This is a genomic window from Micromonospora sp. NPDC005161, from assembly GCF_053599855.1.
In genome coordinates this window covers 41,703-56,856 of sequence record NZ_JBSFYQ010000030.1, presented here as the reverse complement: position 1 = coordinate 56,856, position 15,154 = coordinate 41,703, and the positions used below count along the sequence as shown (strand labels likewise).

The following is a 15,154-nucleotide window of genomic DNA, read 5'->3' as shown; positions in this document are numbered from 1 at the left end:
GAGTCACCGCCATGCCTTCGTCCACCGTGGACCCCGCTGATCCCGTCTTCCAGCTGCACCGGGGCGGCAAGATGGCCGTCACCTCGACGGTGCCGCTCACCAGCCGGGAGGACCTCTCCCTCGCGTACACCCCGGGGGTGGCCCGGGTGTGTGAGGCGATCGCCGCCGACCCCGACCTGGTCGACGACTACACCTGGGTGTCGCACGCCGTCGCGGTGGTCACCGACGGCTCGGCGGTGCTCGGGCTCGGCAACATCGGCCCGCGTGCCGCGCTGCCGGTGATGGAGGGCAAGGCGGTGCTGTTCAAGCAGTTCGCCGGGGTCGACGCGGTGCCAATCTGTCTGGACACCCAGGACGTGGACGAGATCGTCGCCGTGGTGCGGGCGCTGGCCCCCTCGTTCGGCGGGATCAACCTGGAGGACATCAGCGCGCCGCGCTGCTTCGAGGTGGAGCGCCGGCTCGACGAGGCGCTGGACATCCCGGTCTTCCACGACGACCAGCACGGCACCGCGATCGTGGTGCTCGCCGCGCTGCGCAACGCCGCCACCCTGCTCAACCGCAAGCTCGGTGACCTGCGGGTCGCGGTGAGCGGCGCCGGCGCGGCCGGTGTGGCCGTGACGAAGATGCTGGTCGCCGGGGGCGTCAACCCCGACCAGGTGGTGGTCTGCGACTCCAAGGGCATCATCGGCCGGCACCGTACCGAGCTGACCGGCACCAAGGCCGAGCTGGCCGCGACCACCAACGCCGACGGTCGGCAGGGTGACATCACCGAGGCGCTGCGCGGCGCGGACGTGCTGATCGGCGTCTCCGGCGGGCAGATCCCGGAGGCCGCGGTCGCCGGCATGGCACCCGGCGGGATCGTGTTCGCGCTGGCCAACCCGACCCCGGAGGTGCACCCCGAGGTGGCCGCCCGGCACGTCGCGGTGGTCGCCACCGGGCGCAGCGACTACCCCAACCAGATCAACAACGTGCTCGCCTTCCCCGGGGTGTTCCGGGGCGCGCTGGACGCGCGGGCCACCCGGATCACCGAGGGCATGAAGGTCGCCGCCGCGGACGCCATCGCCGGAGTGGTGGCCGAGTCGCTGACCGCCGAGGCGATCGTCCCGTCGCCGCTGGACCCCCGGGTCGCCCCGGCGGTGGCCGAGGCGGTCGCCGAGGCGGCCCGCCGCGACGGCGTCGCCCGCCGCGACGGCGTCGCCCGCCGCGACGGCGTCGCCCGCCGGTAAGGAAGGGCACCTTCTTAACGCCTGGTGCATAGGAAGGGTCCCTTCCTAACGCCGGGTGTGTGGAAGGGCCCCTTCTTAACCGGCGTTCGGCTTGTTACCGTGCCGATCATGCGTGCTGCCTTCGCCTCCCGCTTCGACGACGCCGACCCGCTCGCCGCGCTCACTGTCGGTGAGCGGCCCGAGCCGACCCACCCGGCGGACGACTGGGTGACCGTGCAGCTGCGCGCCACCTCGCTCAACCACCACGACCTCTGGTCGCTGCGGGGGGTGGGGCTCACCGAGGCCCAGCTGCCGATGATCCTCGGCTGCGACGCGGTCGGCGTGGACCCGGAGGGCAACCAGGTGGTCGTCTACCCGGTGGTGGTCACCCGGGGTGACCCGCGCGGGGTCTCCATCCTCTCCGAGTACTTCCCCGGCACCCTCGCCGAGCGGGTCGCCGTACCCCGGTCGAACCTGGTCCCGCTGCCCGACGGGATGGCGGCGACCGACGCGGCCTGCCTGCCCACGGCCTGGCTGACCGCGTGGCGGATGTTGACCACCAAGGGCCGTGTCGAGGACGCCGACAGCGTGCTGGTGCAGGGCGCGGGCGGCGGCGTGGCCACCGCGGCCGTCGCGCTCGCCGTCGCGATGGGTAAGCGGGTGTACGCGACCAGCCGCGACGCCACCAAGCGGGAGCGGATCACCGCGCTCGGCGCCACCGCCGTGGAACCGGGTGCCCGGCTGCCGGAACGGGTCGACGTGGTGATCGAGACGGTCGGCGCGGCCACCTTCGACCACTCGATGAAGTCGGCAGCGCCGATGGCCCGGATCGTGGTCTCCGGCGCCACCGCCGGTCACGAGCCGGCGGTCAACCTCCGCCGGGTCTTCGCCATGCAGCTGGAGATCCTGGGCACCTCGATGGGCACGCCCGGCGAGCTGTACGAGCTGCTGGCGTTCTGCGCGGACAGCGACGTGCGCCCGGTGGTGGACAGCGTCGTCCCGTTCAGCCGGGTCGAGGACGCCTTCGCCCGGCTGCACTCCGGTGACGCCTTCGGCAAGGTCGTCGTCGACCACACCGCCTGACGCGTCCGCGGCGTTGCTTTCATGATCCGCGCCTTCGCCCGGCCGGCTACCTACAGGTGGTCGTCGAAGGTGGCGATGTCGCCGCGCTTCGCGTCGGTGGAGATGCGCTTCTTGGCCGCCGGGTCGCCGTACAGCGTCCAGCGGAGGAACTCGACGGAGGTGTCCGAGACCACCCGCAGCGCCGCGCCGTCGCTGAGCAGCGCCCGCCCGTGGTCGCCCTTCGGCAGGCTCAGCATCGCCTTCGGCCAGGGCACCTTGTCGTACGCGGCCCGGCCCGCCGCGTAGTCGACCACCTCGTCCAGCTCGCCGTGCACGAACAGCTGGGGCGCGGCCGCGCCGGCGAACGCCGTACCCACGCCGAGCGCCGTGCCGGCGAACACCACGCCGGCGTCCAGCCGTTCGTCCCGGCTGGCGGTGAACAGGCCGATGGTGGTCACCCCGCCGGCCGAGTGCCCGGCCGCGGCCACCCGCTCGGCGTCCAGCCGGCCGCGAAGCGGGTCGCCCGCCTTGCCGTCGAGCGCCAGCACCTCGGTCAGCGTGTAGGACACGTCGGCCGGCTGGTTGAGCACGTCGAGGACGTTGCCGTCGCCGCCCCGGGAGGTGTGCGGGAAGGCCGGCGCGGCCACCACGAAGCCCGCCGCCGCCCACCGGGTCAGCAGCGTGGCGTAGTCGTCCGGCCGCCCGCCCAGGCCGTGACTGAACATCACCACGGGAAACCGGCCGGCCGCTGCCGCCGCCGACCGCTTGACCGCCCCGCCGGCCTCCCCGGCCGCCGGGTACCAGAGCGTCACCGGCAGCGCCCGGCCGTCCCGGTTCAGCTTGAGCTGGCGTACGCCGACGGCGAAGGCTCGCTGTGGCGCGGTCCCGGCGGGTACCCGCGGCGTCGCCGAGGCGACGGAGGAGGGCTCGACCGGTGCCGGCCCGCTCTCGGCCTGCCGGGCGTCCGCGGTGCAGCCGACCAGGCCGGCCGTGAGCAGGGCGCTGGCCAGCAGCGCGGGGGTGACGCGACGGGACATGAACTCAATTGTGCCCTGCCCGGCTGACCCGCTCGGTCGCGTTCGGTGTGGCGTGGCCACCCGCTCACCCAGCGCTCAGTCTTCTCCGGCCGGCGGGACGGCGGCGCGCAGCCGGGCCAGGTCGTCGGCGTCCTTTGGTCGGCGCGGGCGCTCCGGCATCCAGATCGGGTACATCTGCTTGAACTCGATCTGGGCTGACACCGAGATCGTCGGCACGGTGAGCGCGCCGATCCGGCCCGCTGGCGCGTCCAGCATCCCGGCCGGCAGCGGGGCGGCCGGGGTCGTCAGCGGGCCGGGCGGGACTCGTAGCGGGTCAGGGTGGGGGTGCGGGCGTCGGCGGGGAGGCGGGCGCCGGCCGCGCTGTCGTCGTAGAGGGTCCAGCGGAGAAAGTCGGTGGTGGTGGCGAGGACGGGGGCGAACCCCGGACTGTCCGGGGTGAGGTACGCGCCGTGGTCCTGGCCGAGCAGGCTGAGAAAGGCGGCCGGGCCGGGGGTACGCCCGTACGCGGCCCGGCCGACCGCGACCGGCACCACCGGGTCGGCCGTGCCGTGCACGAAGAGCAGGGGCGCGGCCGGCCCGGCGAAACTGCCGGGCAGTCCGCCCCCGGCGATCACGATCCCGGCGCGCAGCCGGGCCTGGTGCCCCTCGGCGAACATGCCGGCCGTGGTGAAGCCGCCGGCCGAGTGGCCGGCGGCGGCGATCGATGCCAGGGCCAGGTGACCGGCGAGCGGATCATCCGGGTCGGTGTCGAGACGGCTCAGGTGCCGGATGAGCCGCCAGCAGTCGGCCGGCTGGTTGCGGACGTCGGCTCGGGTGAACCGGGCGGCACCGCGCCGGGTGTGCGGGAACGCGGGAGCGGCCACCACGAAGCCGGCCGCCGCCCAGCGCGTGGTCAGCCCTGCGTGCAGCCCGGGCCGGCTGTCCAGGCCGTGGCTGTAGATGACCACCGGGAACCGCCCGGCGGCCACCCCGTCGGGTGACGCCGGGTACCAGATGGTCACCGGCAGGGGGCGCGCCGAGCGGGGATCGAGGGTGAGCGTACGCACGCCGACGACGTACGACCCCTCGGGCGCCCGGCGCGCCGACGGCACGACCGGGGCGGCGGTGGACCCGTCCGCCACGGCGGTGGCCGGCGCGCAACCGGCCAGCAGCGCTGTCACCAGTACGGCGATCAGCCGCCCCGCCCCCATCGTTCCACGGTAGGTGCCCGGGTGTGGGTAGCGACCCCGCCGTCCGGTCCGGCCGCACCCGCCGGCCGGGTCGGGTCAGCTCCGCCGGTCGGGTCGACACCACCGGGTGCCGTGGGCGGGGGCGGTGCGCCGCGACCGGCTTCGCTAGGGTCACCGGCATGCCTGAGAACTACACCGACCCCAGCGGCAACACCGAGGCGTTCCGCGCGTTCACCCAGACGCCGGAGGCCATCGCGTCGGCGGAGTCCCCGTCCCGCCTGCCGCTGATCATCGGTGCGGCGGTGGTCGTCGTGCTGGTGGTTGCCCTCGTCGCCTGGTTGGCGCTGCGCTGAGCCTGCCGGCCCGGCCGGGTTTGACCGGCGGTGAGATGTCCGCGTGCTGAGCCCCACGGAATGGCGTCAGCCGGCCTCGACCACGGCCCGGGCCTGCCGGGCGATCTCCCGTTCCTCGTCGGTGCGAATGACGCAGACGGTCACCTCGGTGCCCTCGGGCGAGATCACCCGGTCACCGTTCCCGGCGTTGCGGGTCGGGTCCACGACGATGCCGAGCCGGTCCAGCCCGGCCAGCGCGGCGGCCCGCACCGGCGCCGCGTGCTCGCCCACCCCGGCGGTGAAGGTGATCGCGTCGACCCGACCGAGCAGCGCGTAGTACGCGCCCACATAGCCGGTGATCCGCCGGCAGTACACGTCGAAGGCCAGCTCCGCCGCCTGGTCTCCGGCCGCCCTGCGCTGGAGCACCTCGCGCATGTCGTTGACGCCGGTCAGCCCGAGCAGGCCGCTGCGGTGGTTGAGCAGGTCGTCGATCTCGTCCACCGACAGCCCAGCCTCCCGCCGCAGGTGGAAGATCACGGCCGGGTCCAGGTCGCCGCTGCGGGTGCCCATCACCAGCCCCTGAAGCGGGGACATGCCCATCGAGGTGGCGACGCTGCGGCCATCCGCCACCGCGCAGGCGCTGGCACCGTTGCCGAGGTGCAGGGTGATCGTGTTGAGCTGCCCGTACGGGCGCCCCAGCAGTTCCGCGGTGCGCCGGGAGACGTACGCGTGTGAGGTGCCGTGGAAGCCGTACCGGCGGATGGCGTACCGCTCGGCGGTGTCCCGGTCGATCGCGTAGGTGGCCGCGGCCTCCGGCAGGGTGTGGTGGAACGCGGTGTCGAAGACGGCGACCTGCGGAACGTCCGGCAGCGTCTCACGGGCCATCTCGATGCCGGCCAGGTTGGCCGGGTTGTGCAGCGGGGCGAGCGGTACCAGGTCCCGGATCGCGGCCAGCACCGCGTCGTCGACCAGGACCGGCGCGGCGAACATCCGGCCGCCGTGCACCACCCGGTGCCCGACCGCTGCCAGCCCACTCAGGTCCTGCCCGGCCAGGATCTCCCGGACGGCGCTGGTGTGGTCCGCCGGGCCGCCACCGGGTTCACCGACCCGCTCGACGGTGCCCTGGTCGAGCACCCGGTCAGCGTCGTAGCGGCGCCACTTGACCGATGACGACCCGCAGTTGAGCACCAGCACCCGACTCACGACGCCTCCTCGGTGGCCGCCTGGATGGCGGTGATCGCCACCGTGTTGACGATGTCCGGCACGGTCGCGCCCCGGGACAGGTCGTTCACCGGCCGGCGCAGGCCCTGCATCACCGGGCCGACGGCGACCGCCCCGGCGGAGCGCTGCACCGCCTTGTACGTGTTGTTGCCCGTGTTCAGGTCGGGGAAGATGAAGACCGTGGCCCGGCCGGCGACCGCGCTGCCCGGCAGCTTGGTCGCCGCCACCGCCGGGTCGATCGCCGCGTCGTACTGGATCGGCCCCTCGACCAGCAGGTCGGGCCGGCGCTTCCGGACCAGCGCCGTGGCCGTGGCGACCTTCTCCACGTCCGCGCCGGCCCCCGAGCTGCCGGTGGAGTACGACAGCATCGCCACCCGGGGCTCGATGCCGAACCGGGCGGCGGTGTCCGCGGACGAGATCGCGATGTCGGCGAGCTGGGCGGCATCCGGGTCGCGGTTGACCGCGCAGTCGCCGTAGACCAGCACCCGGTCGGCGAGCAGCATGAAGAAGACGCTGGAGGCCACCGAGACCTCCGGCACGGTTCGGATGATCTCGAACGCCGGCCGGATGGTGGCGGCGGTGGTGTGCGTCGCGCCGGAGACCATGCCGTCGGCCCGTCCGGTGGCCACCATCAGGGTGCCGAAGTAGTTCGGCTGGGCGACGATGTCGTGCGCCAACTCGGCGGTGACCCCCCGGTGGGCGCGGAGCTGGGCGTACTCGACCGCGAAATCGTCCCGCCACCCGCTGGTCACCGGGTCGACCACGTGCGCGTCGCCGAGGTCGACGCCCAGCTCACGCGTACGCCGGGAGATGTCGTCCGGCCGGCCGAGCAGGGTCAGCTCGACCACCCCGCGGCGGAGCAGGATCTCCGCCGCGCGCAGGATCCGCTCGTCGGCGGCCTCCGGCAGCACGAGGTGCCGGCGCTGTGACCGGGCCCGGTCGATCAGCTCGTTCTCGAACATCAGGGGGGTGACCCGGGTCGACCGGCTGACGCGCAGCCGGCGGGCCAGGTCGTCGGTGTCCACGCAGCGCTCGAACGCGCCGAGCGCGGCCTCCACCTTGCGCGGGTTCGCCGCGCTGGGTCGGCCCTCGATCCGGCTGGACGCGGCCACCGTGTGGTAGCTGTCGCTGCGCACGGAGAGCACCGCCAAGCCGGTGTTCAGCCCCTCCACCAACCGCATCGCCCGCGGGTCGGGCTGCTCGCCGAGGGTCAGCACCAGCCCGGCCACCGACACCTGCCCGGCCACGTGCGCGGCGCTGGCGGCGACGAGCAGGTCGGCGCGGTCCCCGGGGGTGATCACCAGGGCGCCCTCGGTGAGGTGGTCCAGCAGCGTGGGCACGTGTGCGGCACCGACCACGAAGTCCAGCACGTCCCGCCCGAGCGCGGCGTCGTCCCCGGCGAGCAGGGTGGCGTCGAGCGCCGCGGCCACCTCGGCCACCGTCGGCGCCGACACGCTCGGCACCTCCGGGATGGCGTACGCCGGCACCGGCAGCTCGGGCAGGGTCATCGGCCCGGGCACCCGGTTGGCGATCACCGCGAGCACGGTCGCGCCCAGGTCGGCCAGATCGTGGTACGCCCCCCGCACGGCTGCCGCGATGGCCGCCGGCTCCTGCCCGAAGCCGTCCACCACCGGCACCACCACACTGCCGAACTCGGTGGCCAGCCGGGCGTTGAAGGCCAGTTCCCGGGGACGGGCCGGGTCGCCCGGGTCGTCGAAGTCGCTGCCCACCACAACCACCGCCGGGCACTGCCGCTCCACGGCCCGGTAGCGCTCGACGACGGCGGAGATCAGCTCCTCCCGCCGGCCGTCGGCGACCAGTGCGGTGGCCTCGGCGTAGCTCATCCCACTTAGTTCGGTCAGCGGTTGCTCGATCCGGTAGCGCTCGCTGAGCAGGGCGAGGATCGGGTCCGGGCCGGAGCCGGCGACCAGCGGCCGGAACGCGCCGATCCGCCCGACCTGGCGGGACAGCAACTCGGCCAGCCCGAGGGCGACGGTCGACTTACCTCCGCCCGATCCCACACTCGTCAGATACACGCTCCGGGCCACGCCCCAACCCTAGAAGATCGCAAGACCTCCCGCCCGGGTCCTCCGGCCCCTCCAAGCTCGATCACCGGCAGCCGCCGGGGTCTAGGCGTCGTCGTCGTCGGGGTCGTCCAGTCGGGCCAGGTAGGTGGCCAGGCGCTCGATGGGGGTCTCGAAGTCGGGGTTGAGGTCCACGAAGTCGCGCAGGCGTTCGCCGAGCCACTCCAGGGTGACCTGCTCGTCGCCCCGGCGCTCGACCAGCTCCTCAATGCCGCGGTCGGTGAAGTACATGGGTACGTCCTCTTGCTCGTCCCGGCTCGGCCGGGCGGGTGGACCGACGGAGCCGGGGCAGGGCCGTTGTGAACGGTCCTGCCCCGGCTCGCGCGGTGCGGTCAGATCACGGGCGGGGGAGGGCTGCCTCGATCAGGGCGTTCTGCTCGACCTCGTGGGTCTTGGCGGAGCCGACTGCCGGGGCGGCTGCGGCCGGGCGGGAGATCCGCCGCAGCCGGACGTCCGTGAGGTGCTCCAGCAGGTTGAGCGCGACGAACGACCAGGCCCCCTGGTTGGCCGGCTCCTCCTGCACCCAGGCGAAGTCCTCCGCGTTCGGGTACTGCGCCAGGGCGGCCCGGATCTCCTCCACCGGCAGTGGGTACAGCTGCTCGATCCGGAGGATCGCGGTGTCGGTGACCTCGCGCTGCTGCCGGGCCTGGAACAAGTCGTAGTAGATCTTGCCGGAGCAGAGCAGCACCCGCTTCACCGCCTCCGGTGCCGGGGCGGCCGTGTCGCGCAGCACCGGCTGGAAGGTGCCGGTGGTGAAGTCCTCCACCGACGAGACGCAGAGCTTGTGCCGCAGCAGCGACTTCGGCGTGAAGACCACCAGCGGCTTGCGCTTCGGCGACAGAGCCTGACGGCGCAGCAGGTGGAAGTAGTTCGCCGGGGTGGTCGGGATGGAGACCCGCATGTTGTCCTCGGCGCACATCTGCAGGAACCGCTCGGGGCGGCCGGAGGTGTGGTCCGGCCCCTGACCCTCGTGGCCGTGCGGCAGCAGCAGGGTGACCGCGGAGCGCTGACCCCACTTCACCTCACCGGAGGAGATGAACTCGTCGATCACCGACTGGGCACCGTTGACGAAGTCGCCGAACTGGGCCTCCCAGGCGACCAGCGCGTTGATGTTCTCCACCGAGTAGCCGTACTCGAAGCCCATCGCGGCGTACTCGCTGAGCAGCGAGTCGTGCACGAAGAACCGGGAGCGCTCGCCGTCACCGGTGAGCGACTTCAGCGGCAGGTAGTCGTCGCCGGTGCGGGCGTCCACCACCGAGGCGTGCCGCTGGACGAAGGTGCCGCGGCGTGAATCCTGACCGGCGAGCCGGACGGTGATCCCGTCGTGCAGCAGCGCCCCGAGCGCGATGATCTCGCCGAAGCCCCAGTCGATGTTGCCCTCCACGGACATCTTTGCCCGCCGGTCGAGCAACTGCTGGATCCGCTTGTGCGGGGTGAAGCCCTCCGGCAGGTTGATGTGCGCCTCGCCGATCGCCTTCACCACGGCGGCGTCGGTGGCGGTGTCGACCTGCGGCTCCGGCTCCTCCTCACGGCGCGGCCGGTTGAGCTGGCGCGGCGCCGAGGCGGCGTCCCGGGTGGCCTTGAAGACCCGCTCCAGTTGCGCCTGGTAGTCGCGCAGCAGCTCCTCCGCGTCCTCCACGGTGATGTCGCCGCGACCGATCAGCTCCTCGGTGTAGAGCTTGCGGACCGAGCGCTTCGAATCAATGATCTTGTACATCTGCGGGTTAGACATCGACGGGTCGTCGCCCTCGTTGTGCCCGCGCCGGCGGTAGCAGACCATGTCGATCACGACGTCCTTGTTGAACGCCTGCCGGTACTCGAAGGCCAGCCGGGCCACCCGGACCACGGCCTCCGGGTCGTCGCCGTTGACGTGGAAGATCGGCGCCTGGATCATCCGGGCCACGTCGGTGCTGTAGAGGCTGGACCGGCTGTACTCCGGGGCGGTGGTGAAACCGACCTGGTTGTTGACCACCACGTGCACGGTGCCGCCGGTGCGGTAGCCGCGCAGCTGCGAGAGGTTGAGGGTCTCGGCGACCACACCCTGCCCGGCGAACGCGGCGTCACCGTGCACCGCCAGCGGCAGCACGGTGTAGCCCTCCAGCTTGAGGTCGATCCGGTCCTGCTTGGCCCGGACGATGCCCTCCAGCACCGGGTCGACGGCCTCCAGGTGCGACGGGTTGGCCACCACCGACACCTTGACCGCGTGCTCGCCGTCGGGGGTGGTGAACTTGCCGTTCTGGCCCAGGTGGTACTTCACGTCGCCGGAGCCCTGCGTCGAGCGCGGGTCCAGGTGTCCCTCGAACTCGGAGAAGATCTTCTCGTACGGCTTGCCGACGATGTTGGCCAGCACGTTGAGCCGACCCCGGTGGGCCATGCCGATGACGACCTCGTCCAGCCCGCTCTCGGCGGAGGACTCCAGCACCTCGCCGAGCAGCGGGATCAGCGACTCGCCGCCCTCCAGCGAGAAGCGCTTCTGGCCGACGTACTTGGTCTGCAGGAAGGTCTCGAACGCCTCGGCGGCGTTGAGCCGGTTGAGCACGTGCTTCTGCTCGTCCGGGGAGGGCTTCTCGTACTTGCGCTCGATCCGCTCCTGGATCCAGCGCCGCTCCTCCGGGTCCTGGATGTGCATGTACTCGATGCCGACCCGGCGGCAGTACGAGTCGCGCAGCACGCCGAGGATCTCGCGCAGCTTCATCCGCTGCCGACCGGCGAAACCGTTCACCGGGAACTCGCGGTCGAGGTCCCACAGGGTCAGCCCGTGTTGGAGTACGTCGAGATCCGGGTGCTTGCGGATCTTGAACTCGAGCGGGTCGGTGTCGGCCATCAGGTGCCCGCGCACCCGGTAGGCGTGGATCAGCTCGTGCACCCGCGCGGTCTTGTTGATCTGGCCCTCGGAGTTGACCGCGACGTCGCGTACCCAGCGGACCGGCTCGTACGGGATCCGCAGCGAGGTGAAGATCTCGTCGTAGAAACCGTGCTCGCCCAGGATCAGCTCGTGCATCACCTTGAGGAACTCGCCGGACTGCGCGCCCTGGATGATCCGGTGGTCGTACGTGCTGGTCAGCGTGATGATCTTGCTGACCGCCAGCTCGGCCAGGGTGGCCTCGGACATGCCCTGGTAGGGGGCCGGGTACTCCATCGCGCCGACGCCGATGATCGCGCTCTGCCCCTGCATCAGCCGCGGCATCGAGTGCACGGTGCCGATACCGCCGGGGTTGGTCAGCGAGATCGTGGTGCCGGAGTAGTCCTCCATGGTCAGCTCATTGCGCCGCGCCCGCCGGACCACGTCCTCGTACGCCTGCCAGAACTGCCGGAAGTCCATCTGCTCGCAGCCCTTGATGGAGGGGACCACCAGGTTGCGGGTGCCGTCCGGCTTGGCCAGGTCGATGGCGATGCCGAGGTTGACGTGTGCCGGGCGGACCACCGCCGGCTTGCCGTTGGCCTCGGCGAAGGAGTTGTTCATCTCCGGGTGCTGGACCAGCGCCCGGACCATCGCGTAGCCGACCAGGTGGGTGAAGCTGACCTTGCCACCGCGCCCGCGGGCGAGGTGGTTGTTGATCACGATGCGGTTGTCCACCAGCAGCTTGGCCGGGACGGCGCGCACGCTGGTCGCGGTGGGCACGCTCAGCGAGGCGTCCATGTTCTGGACGATCTTCGCGGCGACCCCGCGCAGCGGCGTGGTCTGGGGGCCGTCGGCGCTCGGCGCGGCGGCCTTCTCGGCCGGCTTGGCCGGGGCGGCCTTCGCCGGGGCGGCGGCCTTCGCCGGAGCGGGTGCGGCCTTGGCCGGTGCCGGCTGCGCGGCGGCCGGCTTGCTGGCGGCCGCCGGCTTCGCCGCGGCGCTGGGCTGGCTGACCGAGGCGGCCGCCTCGGGCTGGCCGTCCGGCTCCGGCGCCGCGGCCGGCGTGCCCGTCGACTCACCGCCGCGCGGGGTGGCGGCACCCGGCGCGGGTCGGTAGTCGGCGAAGAAGTCGTGCCAGGCCGAATCGACGCTCGTTGGGTCGGCGAGGTAGCGCTGGTACATGTCCTCGACGATCCACTCGTTCGGGCCGAAACCCGCCAGTGGGTTATCCTGCGAAGTCTGCTGGGTCGACACGGCCGGTAATCGCCTCTTTCACGCGGGTTTATGTGTCACGCGGTGTCCGTCGCGCCCGGTTCGGAGCACGGACAGGACGGCTCCCAGGCTACGCCGTACGGATCCCGCAGGCATTTCCGCCTCGGCCGCGTGGTCCGATTCACAGAAGATGCCAGAAGTTCAGCAAGTGCTGCGGGTCGGCCCGACGGCTGATAGGTCGGCCGGCGCCGGCGCCTGAGTACCGGTACGGATGTCCGCACGGGCGCTCCTCGGCAGGATCGGCCGCATGGATGACACGGGGGAACGGAAGCGGTACGGCCCGAGCATGGCGGTCGCGTTCGGTTGGTACGCCACCGCGATCGCGGCGGTGGTGGTGGGTGTGAACAGCGTGCCGAGCGCCCCGCGGCGGGACTGTTCGGCGATGTTCAGTTGCCTCTCCCCGATGGAGTCACTGGCGCTGGCCGGGCTGGTCTGGGGCGGGCCGGTGCTCGTCGGGTTGCTGATCGTCACGGCGGTGATCAACGCGCTGTTGGTCCGCCGGATCACCTCGCCGGTGCTGGCCGGCACTCTGTCCGTGGCGGTCAGCCTCGCGGTCTGCGCCGTCGTGGCCGCCGCGTACCTGGGCCGGTCGTGAAGCGGCTCGGGCTCGGCGGGCTCTTCTTCGCCTGGCTCTACGGGGTGCCGTTCCTGCTCGTGGTGGCCCTGATCCGGCGGACGTCCACGCCGTACACGCCGACCCAGGACGTGGCGCGGGCGTTCGGCGCGACGACCGACGCCCTGCTGACCGCCGGGCTCCTGCTGAACGCGGCGCTGCCGCTGGCCGGCCTGCTGCTCGCCGGGTGGGCGGGGGAGCAGGGCTGGCGGCGGCACTTCGGCTGGGCGTTCGGTGGGATGGCGCTGCTCTACGTGGCGGTCGCGCTCGCCGGTAGCATGGCCACCAGCACCCTGGTCGGCCACACCCCGGCCGACCAGGAGCCGGACCCGCCGGTCGGCCACTGCGTCCCGATCAGCGGTGGCCGGGGCTGCCCGGGCGGGTGAGTCGACGGAGCCGGGGCCGGCGGGGTCGGGGGTCCGGGACGCCCCGGGGTGGCGACCGAGCCGCCGCCACCCCGGGACGATCCGGGTCAGGAGATGTCGCGCCGGCGCATCAGCAGGGTGCCGACCAGGCCGGTGATCACCGCGTACCCGATCAGCACGAGGGCGCCGGCCCAGCGCGGCGGGTTGCCGGGGATGTCCGCCCCGGTGACCATCAGCGACGAGGCGAGCGACGGCACCAGCAGTTGCAGGTTGTTGATCCAATCGCCCCAGCGGGCGGCCAGGATGCTGATCACCACGATCGCGCCGATCGAGCCACCCAGGTAGAGCAGGATGCCGGTCACGGTCGCGCCGATCTGGCTGCGGATCAGCACCCCGATGCCGACGCCGAACACCGCCCAGAGCAGGTACGCGAGCAGGTTCAACCCGATCGCGCGCCAGGCTGCGTCGTTGCCCAGTTGCGAGCCCACCCCCACGGCGTTCAGCACCGCCGCACCGGCGAGCAGGTTGAGCGCCGTGGTGACCAGCCAGAACAGCAGCGCCAGCACACCCGCCGCGGCGAGCTTGGCGCTCATCACGGCGGTGCGGTGCGGCGTGGTGAGGAACGTGGTGGTCACCGTCTGGTGGAAGAACTCACTGGTCACCACGATGATGCCGAGCAGCATCACGATCAGCAGACCGAAGAACTGCCCGGTGGTGAACAGGTTCGACGAGAGGGCGTCCGGGCTGGCCGCGGCCGCCAGGGTGTCGACCTGGTCGGGTGGCACGTCGCCGAGGTTCCCGCTCGTCAGGGCATCGGCCTGCAACCAGTTGATGAGCAGGGTGAGCGCCCAGAGCGGCAGGCTGATGAGCGCGAAGATCCACCAGGTGTTGGTGGTACGGATCTTGAGCAGTTCGGCTCGGATCAGGTTCATCGGATGCCCGCCTTTCCGGCCGTCAGCTCCAGGAAGACCCGTTCCAGGTCGGGCCGTTCGGTGGTCAGTTCGTGCAGCTCGACCCCGGCGGCCAGGGCGGCGCGGCCGATCGTCGGGGCGTCCACCCCGCCGACCAGCAGGACACCCTGCTCGTCGGTGTCGACGGTGGCCGACTGCGCCTTCAGCGCGGTGATCAGCGCCTCGGTGTGCGGGGTGCGGACGCGGACCCGAGCGCCCTGCGCCATCGACCCGAGGACCTGGTCGACCGGGCCCTGGCGGACCAGCTGCCCGGCCGCGATGATCACCACGTCGTCGGCGAGCAACTGCATCTCCGACAGCAGGTGGCTGGAGACCAGCACGGTGCGACCCTCGTGGGCGAGGTTCTTGAGGAACCCGCGCATCCACCGGATGCCCTCCGGGTCGAGCCCGTTCGCCGGCTCGTCCAGGATCAGCACCCGGGGGTCACCGAGCATGGCGGCGGCGATGCCGAGCCGCTGCTTCATGCCGAGCGAGTAGCCCTTGAACTTGCGCTTCGCCGCCGGGGTCAACCCGACCAGGGCCAGCGCCTCGTCGGCCCGCTGCCTGGGCAGCCCGGCCGCCGCGCAGATCACCCGCAGGTGGTTGATGCCGGTGCGGCCCTTGTGCGCGCTGGACGCCTCCAGGATCGCGCCGACGTGCCGCAGCGGGTCGGAGAGGTCGGCGTACCGGTGGCCGCTGATGGTGGCCGTACCGGCGGTCGGCGTGACCAGGTTCAGCAACATGCGCAGCGTGGTGGTCTTGCCGGCGCCGTTCGGGCCGAGGAAGCCGGTCACCCGTCCCGGCGCGACGGTGAAGGACAGGTTGTTCACCGCCCGGACGTTCTTGTACTGCTTCGACAGACCGGACACCACGATCTGACCGTCGCTGGTGGGGCTTCGCTGCCCGTCAGTCATCGTTCTCCTCCCGTGTGTGGCGTCGAGGTACGCCGTGGCACAGCGTGACGGCCCCGGGCAACAAGGTCAATCAGGCGCGGTCCGTACGGCG

Annotated in this window: 14 protein-coding genes; 5 read left to right on the top strand and 9 right to left on the bottom strand. The window is 72.3% G+C overall.

The annotated features are described in order from the left end of the window. Positions 1–11 precede the first annotated feature (11 nt). Both ACWD5O_RS25385 and ACWD5O_RS25380 read left to right on the top strand, forming a co-directional pair. Positions 12–1,226: an NAD(P)-dependent malic enzyme gene (locus tag ACWD5O_RS25385; RefSeq protein ID WP_450086764.1), complete on the top strand. Its 1,215-nt coding sequence runs from the start codon at positions 12–14 to the stop codon at positions 1,224–1,226. Between the two features lie 99 nt (positions 1,227–1,325). Continuing rightward, positions 1,326–2,288: a zinc-binding dehydrogenase gene (locus ACWD5O_RS25380; RefSeq protein WP_387325970.1), complete on the top strand. Its 963-nt coding sequence runs from the start codon at positions 1,326–1,328 to the stop codon at positions 2,286–2,288. Between the two features lie 50 nt (positions 2,289–2,338). On the opposite strand, the gene ACWD5O_RS25375 is transcribed toward ACWD5O_RS25380, so the two are convergent. From ACWD5O_RS25375 to ACWD5O_RS25365, 3 genes are all read right to left on the bottom strand, one after another. Beyond that, positions 2,339–3,304 carry an alpha/beta hydrolase family protein gene (locus ACWD5O_RS25375; protein ID WP_387325973.1) on the bottom strand — a complete coding sequence of 322 codons (966 nt, stop codon included), beginning with the start codon at positions 3,302–3,304 and terminating at the stop codon, positions 2,339–2,341. A 75-nt stretch (positions 3,305–3,379) separates the two neighbouring features. After that, complete coding sequence (locus ACWD5O_RS25370) at positions 3,380–3,559, bottom strand: hypothetical protein (protein WP_450086763.1); 180 nt, start codon at positions 3,557–3,559, stop codon at positions 3,380–3,382. A gap of 29 nt (positions 3,560–3,588) precedes the next feature. Next, a complete protein-coding gene (locus ACWD5O_RS25365) occupies positions 3,589–4,494 on the bottom strand; it encodes an alpha/beta hydrolase family protein (protein ID WP_354963771.1) in 906 nt (301 codons plus the stop codon). Between the two features lie 158 nt (positions 4,495–4,652). On the opposite strand from ACWD5O_RS25365, the gene ACWD5O_RS25360 reads away from it, so the two are divergent. Then, on the top strand, positions 4,653–4,826 hold the full coding sequence (locus tag ACWD5O_RS25360) for a hypothetical protein (RefSeq protein ID WP_450086762.1): 174 nt from the start codon (positions 4,653–4,655) through the stop codon (positions 4,824–4,826). Positions 4,827–4,892: 66 nt separating this feature from the next. Here ACWD5O_RS25360 and ACWD5O_RS25355 read toward each other — a convergent pair whose 3' ends face one another. From ACWD5O_RS25355 to ACWD5O_RS25340, 4 genes are all read right to left on the bottom strand, one after another. Beyond that, positions 4,893–6,008, bottom strand: coding sequence for an acetate/propionate family kinase (locus tag ACWD5O_RS25355; RefSeq protein WP_450086761.1), 1,116 nt, complete (start codon positions 6,006–6,008; stop codon positions 4,893–4,895). After that, positions 6,005–8,074: a phosphate acetyltransferase gene (gene pta, locus ACWD5O_RS25350; protein ID WP_354963774.1), complete on the bottom strand. Its 2,070-nt coding sequence runs from the start codon at positions 8,072–8,074 to the stop codon at positions 6,005–6,007. The genes ACWD5O_RS25355 and pta overlap by 4 nt, the downstream gene beginning before the upstream one ends. A gap of 81 nt (positions 8,075–8,155) precedes the next feature. Further along, positions 8,156–8,341, bottom strand: coding sequence for a DUF6104 family protein (locus ACWD5O_RS25345; protein WP_088987811.1), 186 nt, complete (start codon positions 8,339–8,341; stop codon positions 8,156–8,158). Positions 8,342–8,447: 106 nt separating this feature from the next. Continuing rightward, positions 8,448–12,203, bottom strand: coding sequence for a multifunctional oxoglutarate decarboxylase/oxoglutarate dehydrogenase thiamine pyrophosphate-binding subunit/dihydrolipoyllysine-residue succinyltransferase subunit (locus ACWD5O_RS25340; protein ID WP_387325985.1), 3,756 nt, complete (start codon positions 12,201–12,203; stop codon positions 8,448–8,450). Positions 12,204–12,468: 265 nt separating this feature from the next. On the opposite strand from ACWD5O_RS25340, the gene ACWD5O_RS25335 reads away from it, so the two are divergent. Next, positions 12,469–12,816, top strand: coding sequence for a hypothetical protein (locus tag ACWD5O_RS25335; RefSeq protein WP_354963776.1), 348 nt, complete (start codon positions 12,469–12,471; stop codon positions 12,814–12,816). Continuing rightward, positions 12,813–13,220: a hypothetical protein gene (locus ACWD5O_RS25330; RefSeq protein ID WP_354963777.1), complete on the top strand. Its 408-nt coding sequence runs from the start codon at positions 12,813–12,815 to the stop codon at positions 13,218–13,220. The genes ACWD5O_RS25335 and ACWD5O_RS25330 overlap by 4 nt, the downstream gene beginning before the upstream one ends. An 86-nt stretch (positions 13,221–13,306) precedes the next feature. Here ACWD5O_RS25330 and ACWD5O_RS25325 read toward each other — a convergent pair whose 3' ends face one another. Both ACWD5O_RS25325 and ACWD5O_RS25320 read right to left on the bottom strand, forming a co-directional pair. Then, complete coding sequence (locus ACWD5O_RS25325; protein ID WP_354963778.1) at positions 13,307–14,131, bottom strand: ABC transporter permease; 825 nt, start codon at positions 14,129–14,131, stop codon at positions 13,307–13,309. Beyond that, a complete protein-coding gene (locus tag ACWD5O_RS25320) occupies positions 14,128–15,063 on the bottom strand; it encodes an ABC transporter ATP-binding protein (protein ID WP_354963779.1) in 936 nt (311 codons plus the stop codon). Before ACWD5O_RS25320 ends, ACWD5O_RS25325 begins: the two co-directional genes overlap by 4 nt. Positions 15,064–15,154: the final 91 nt, after the last annotated feature.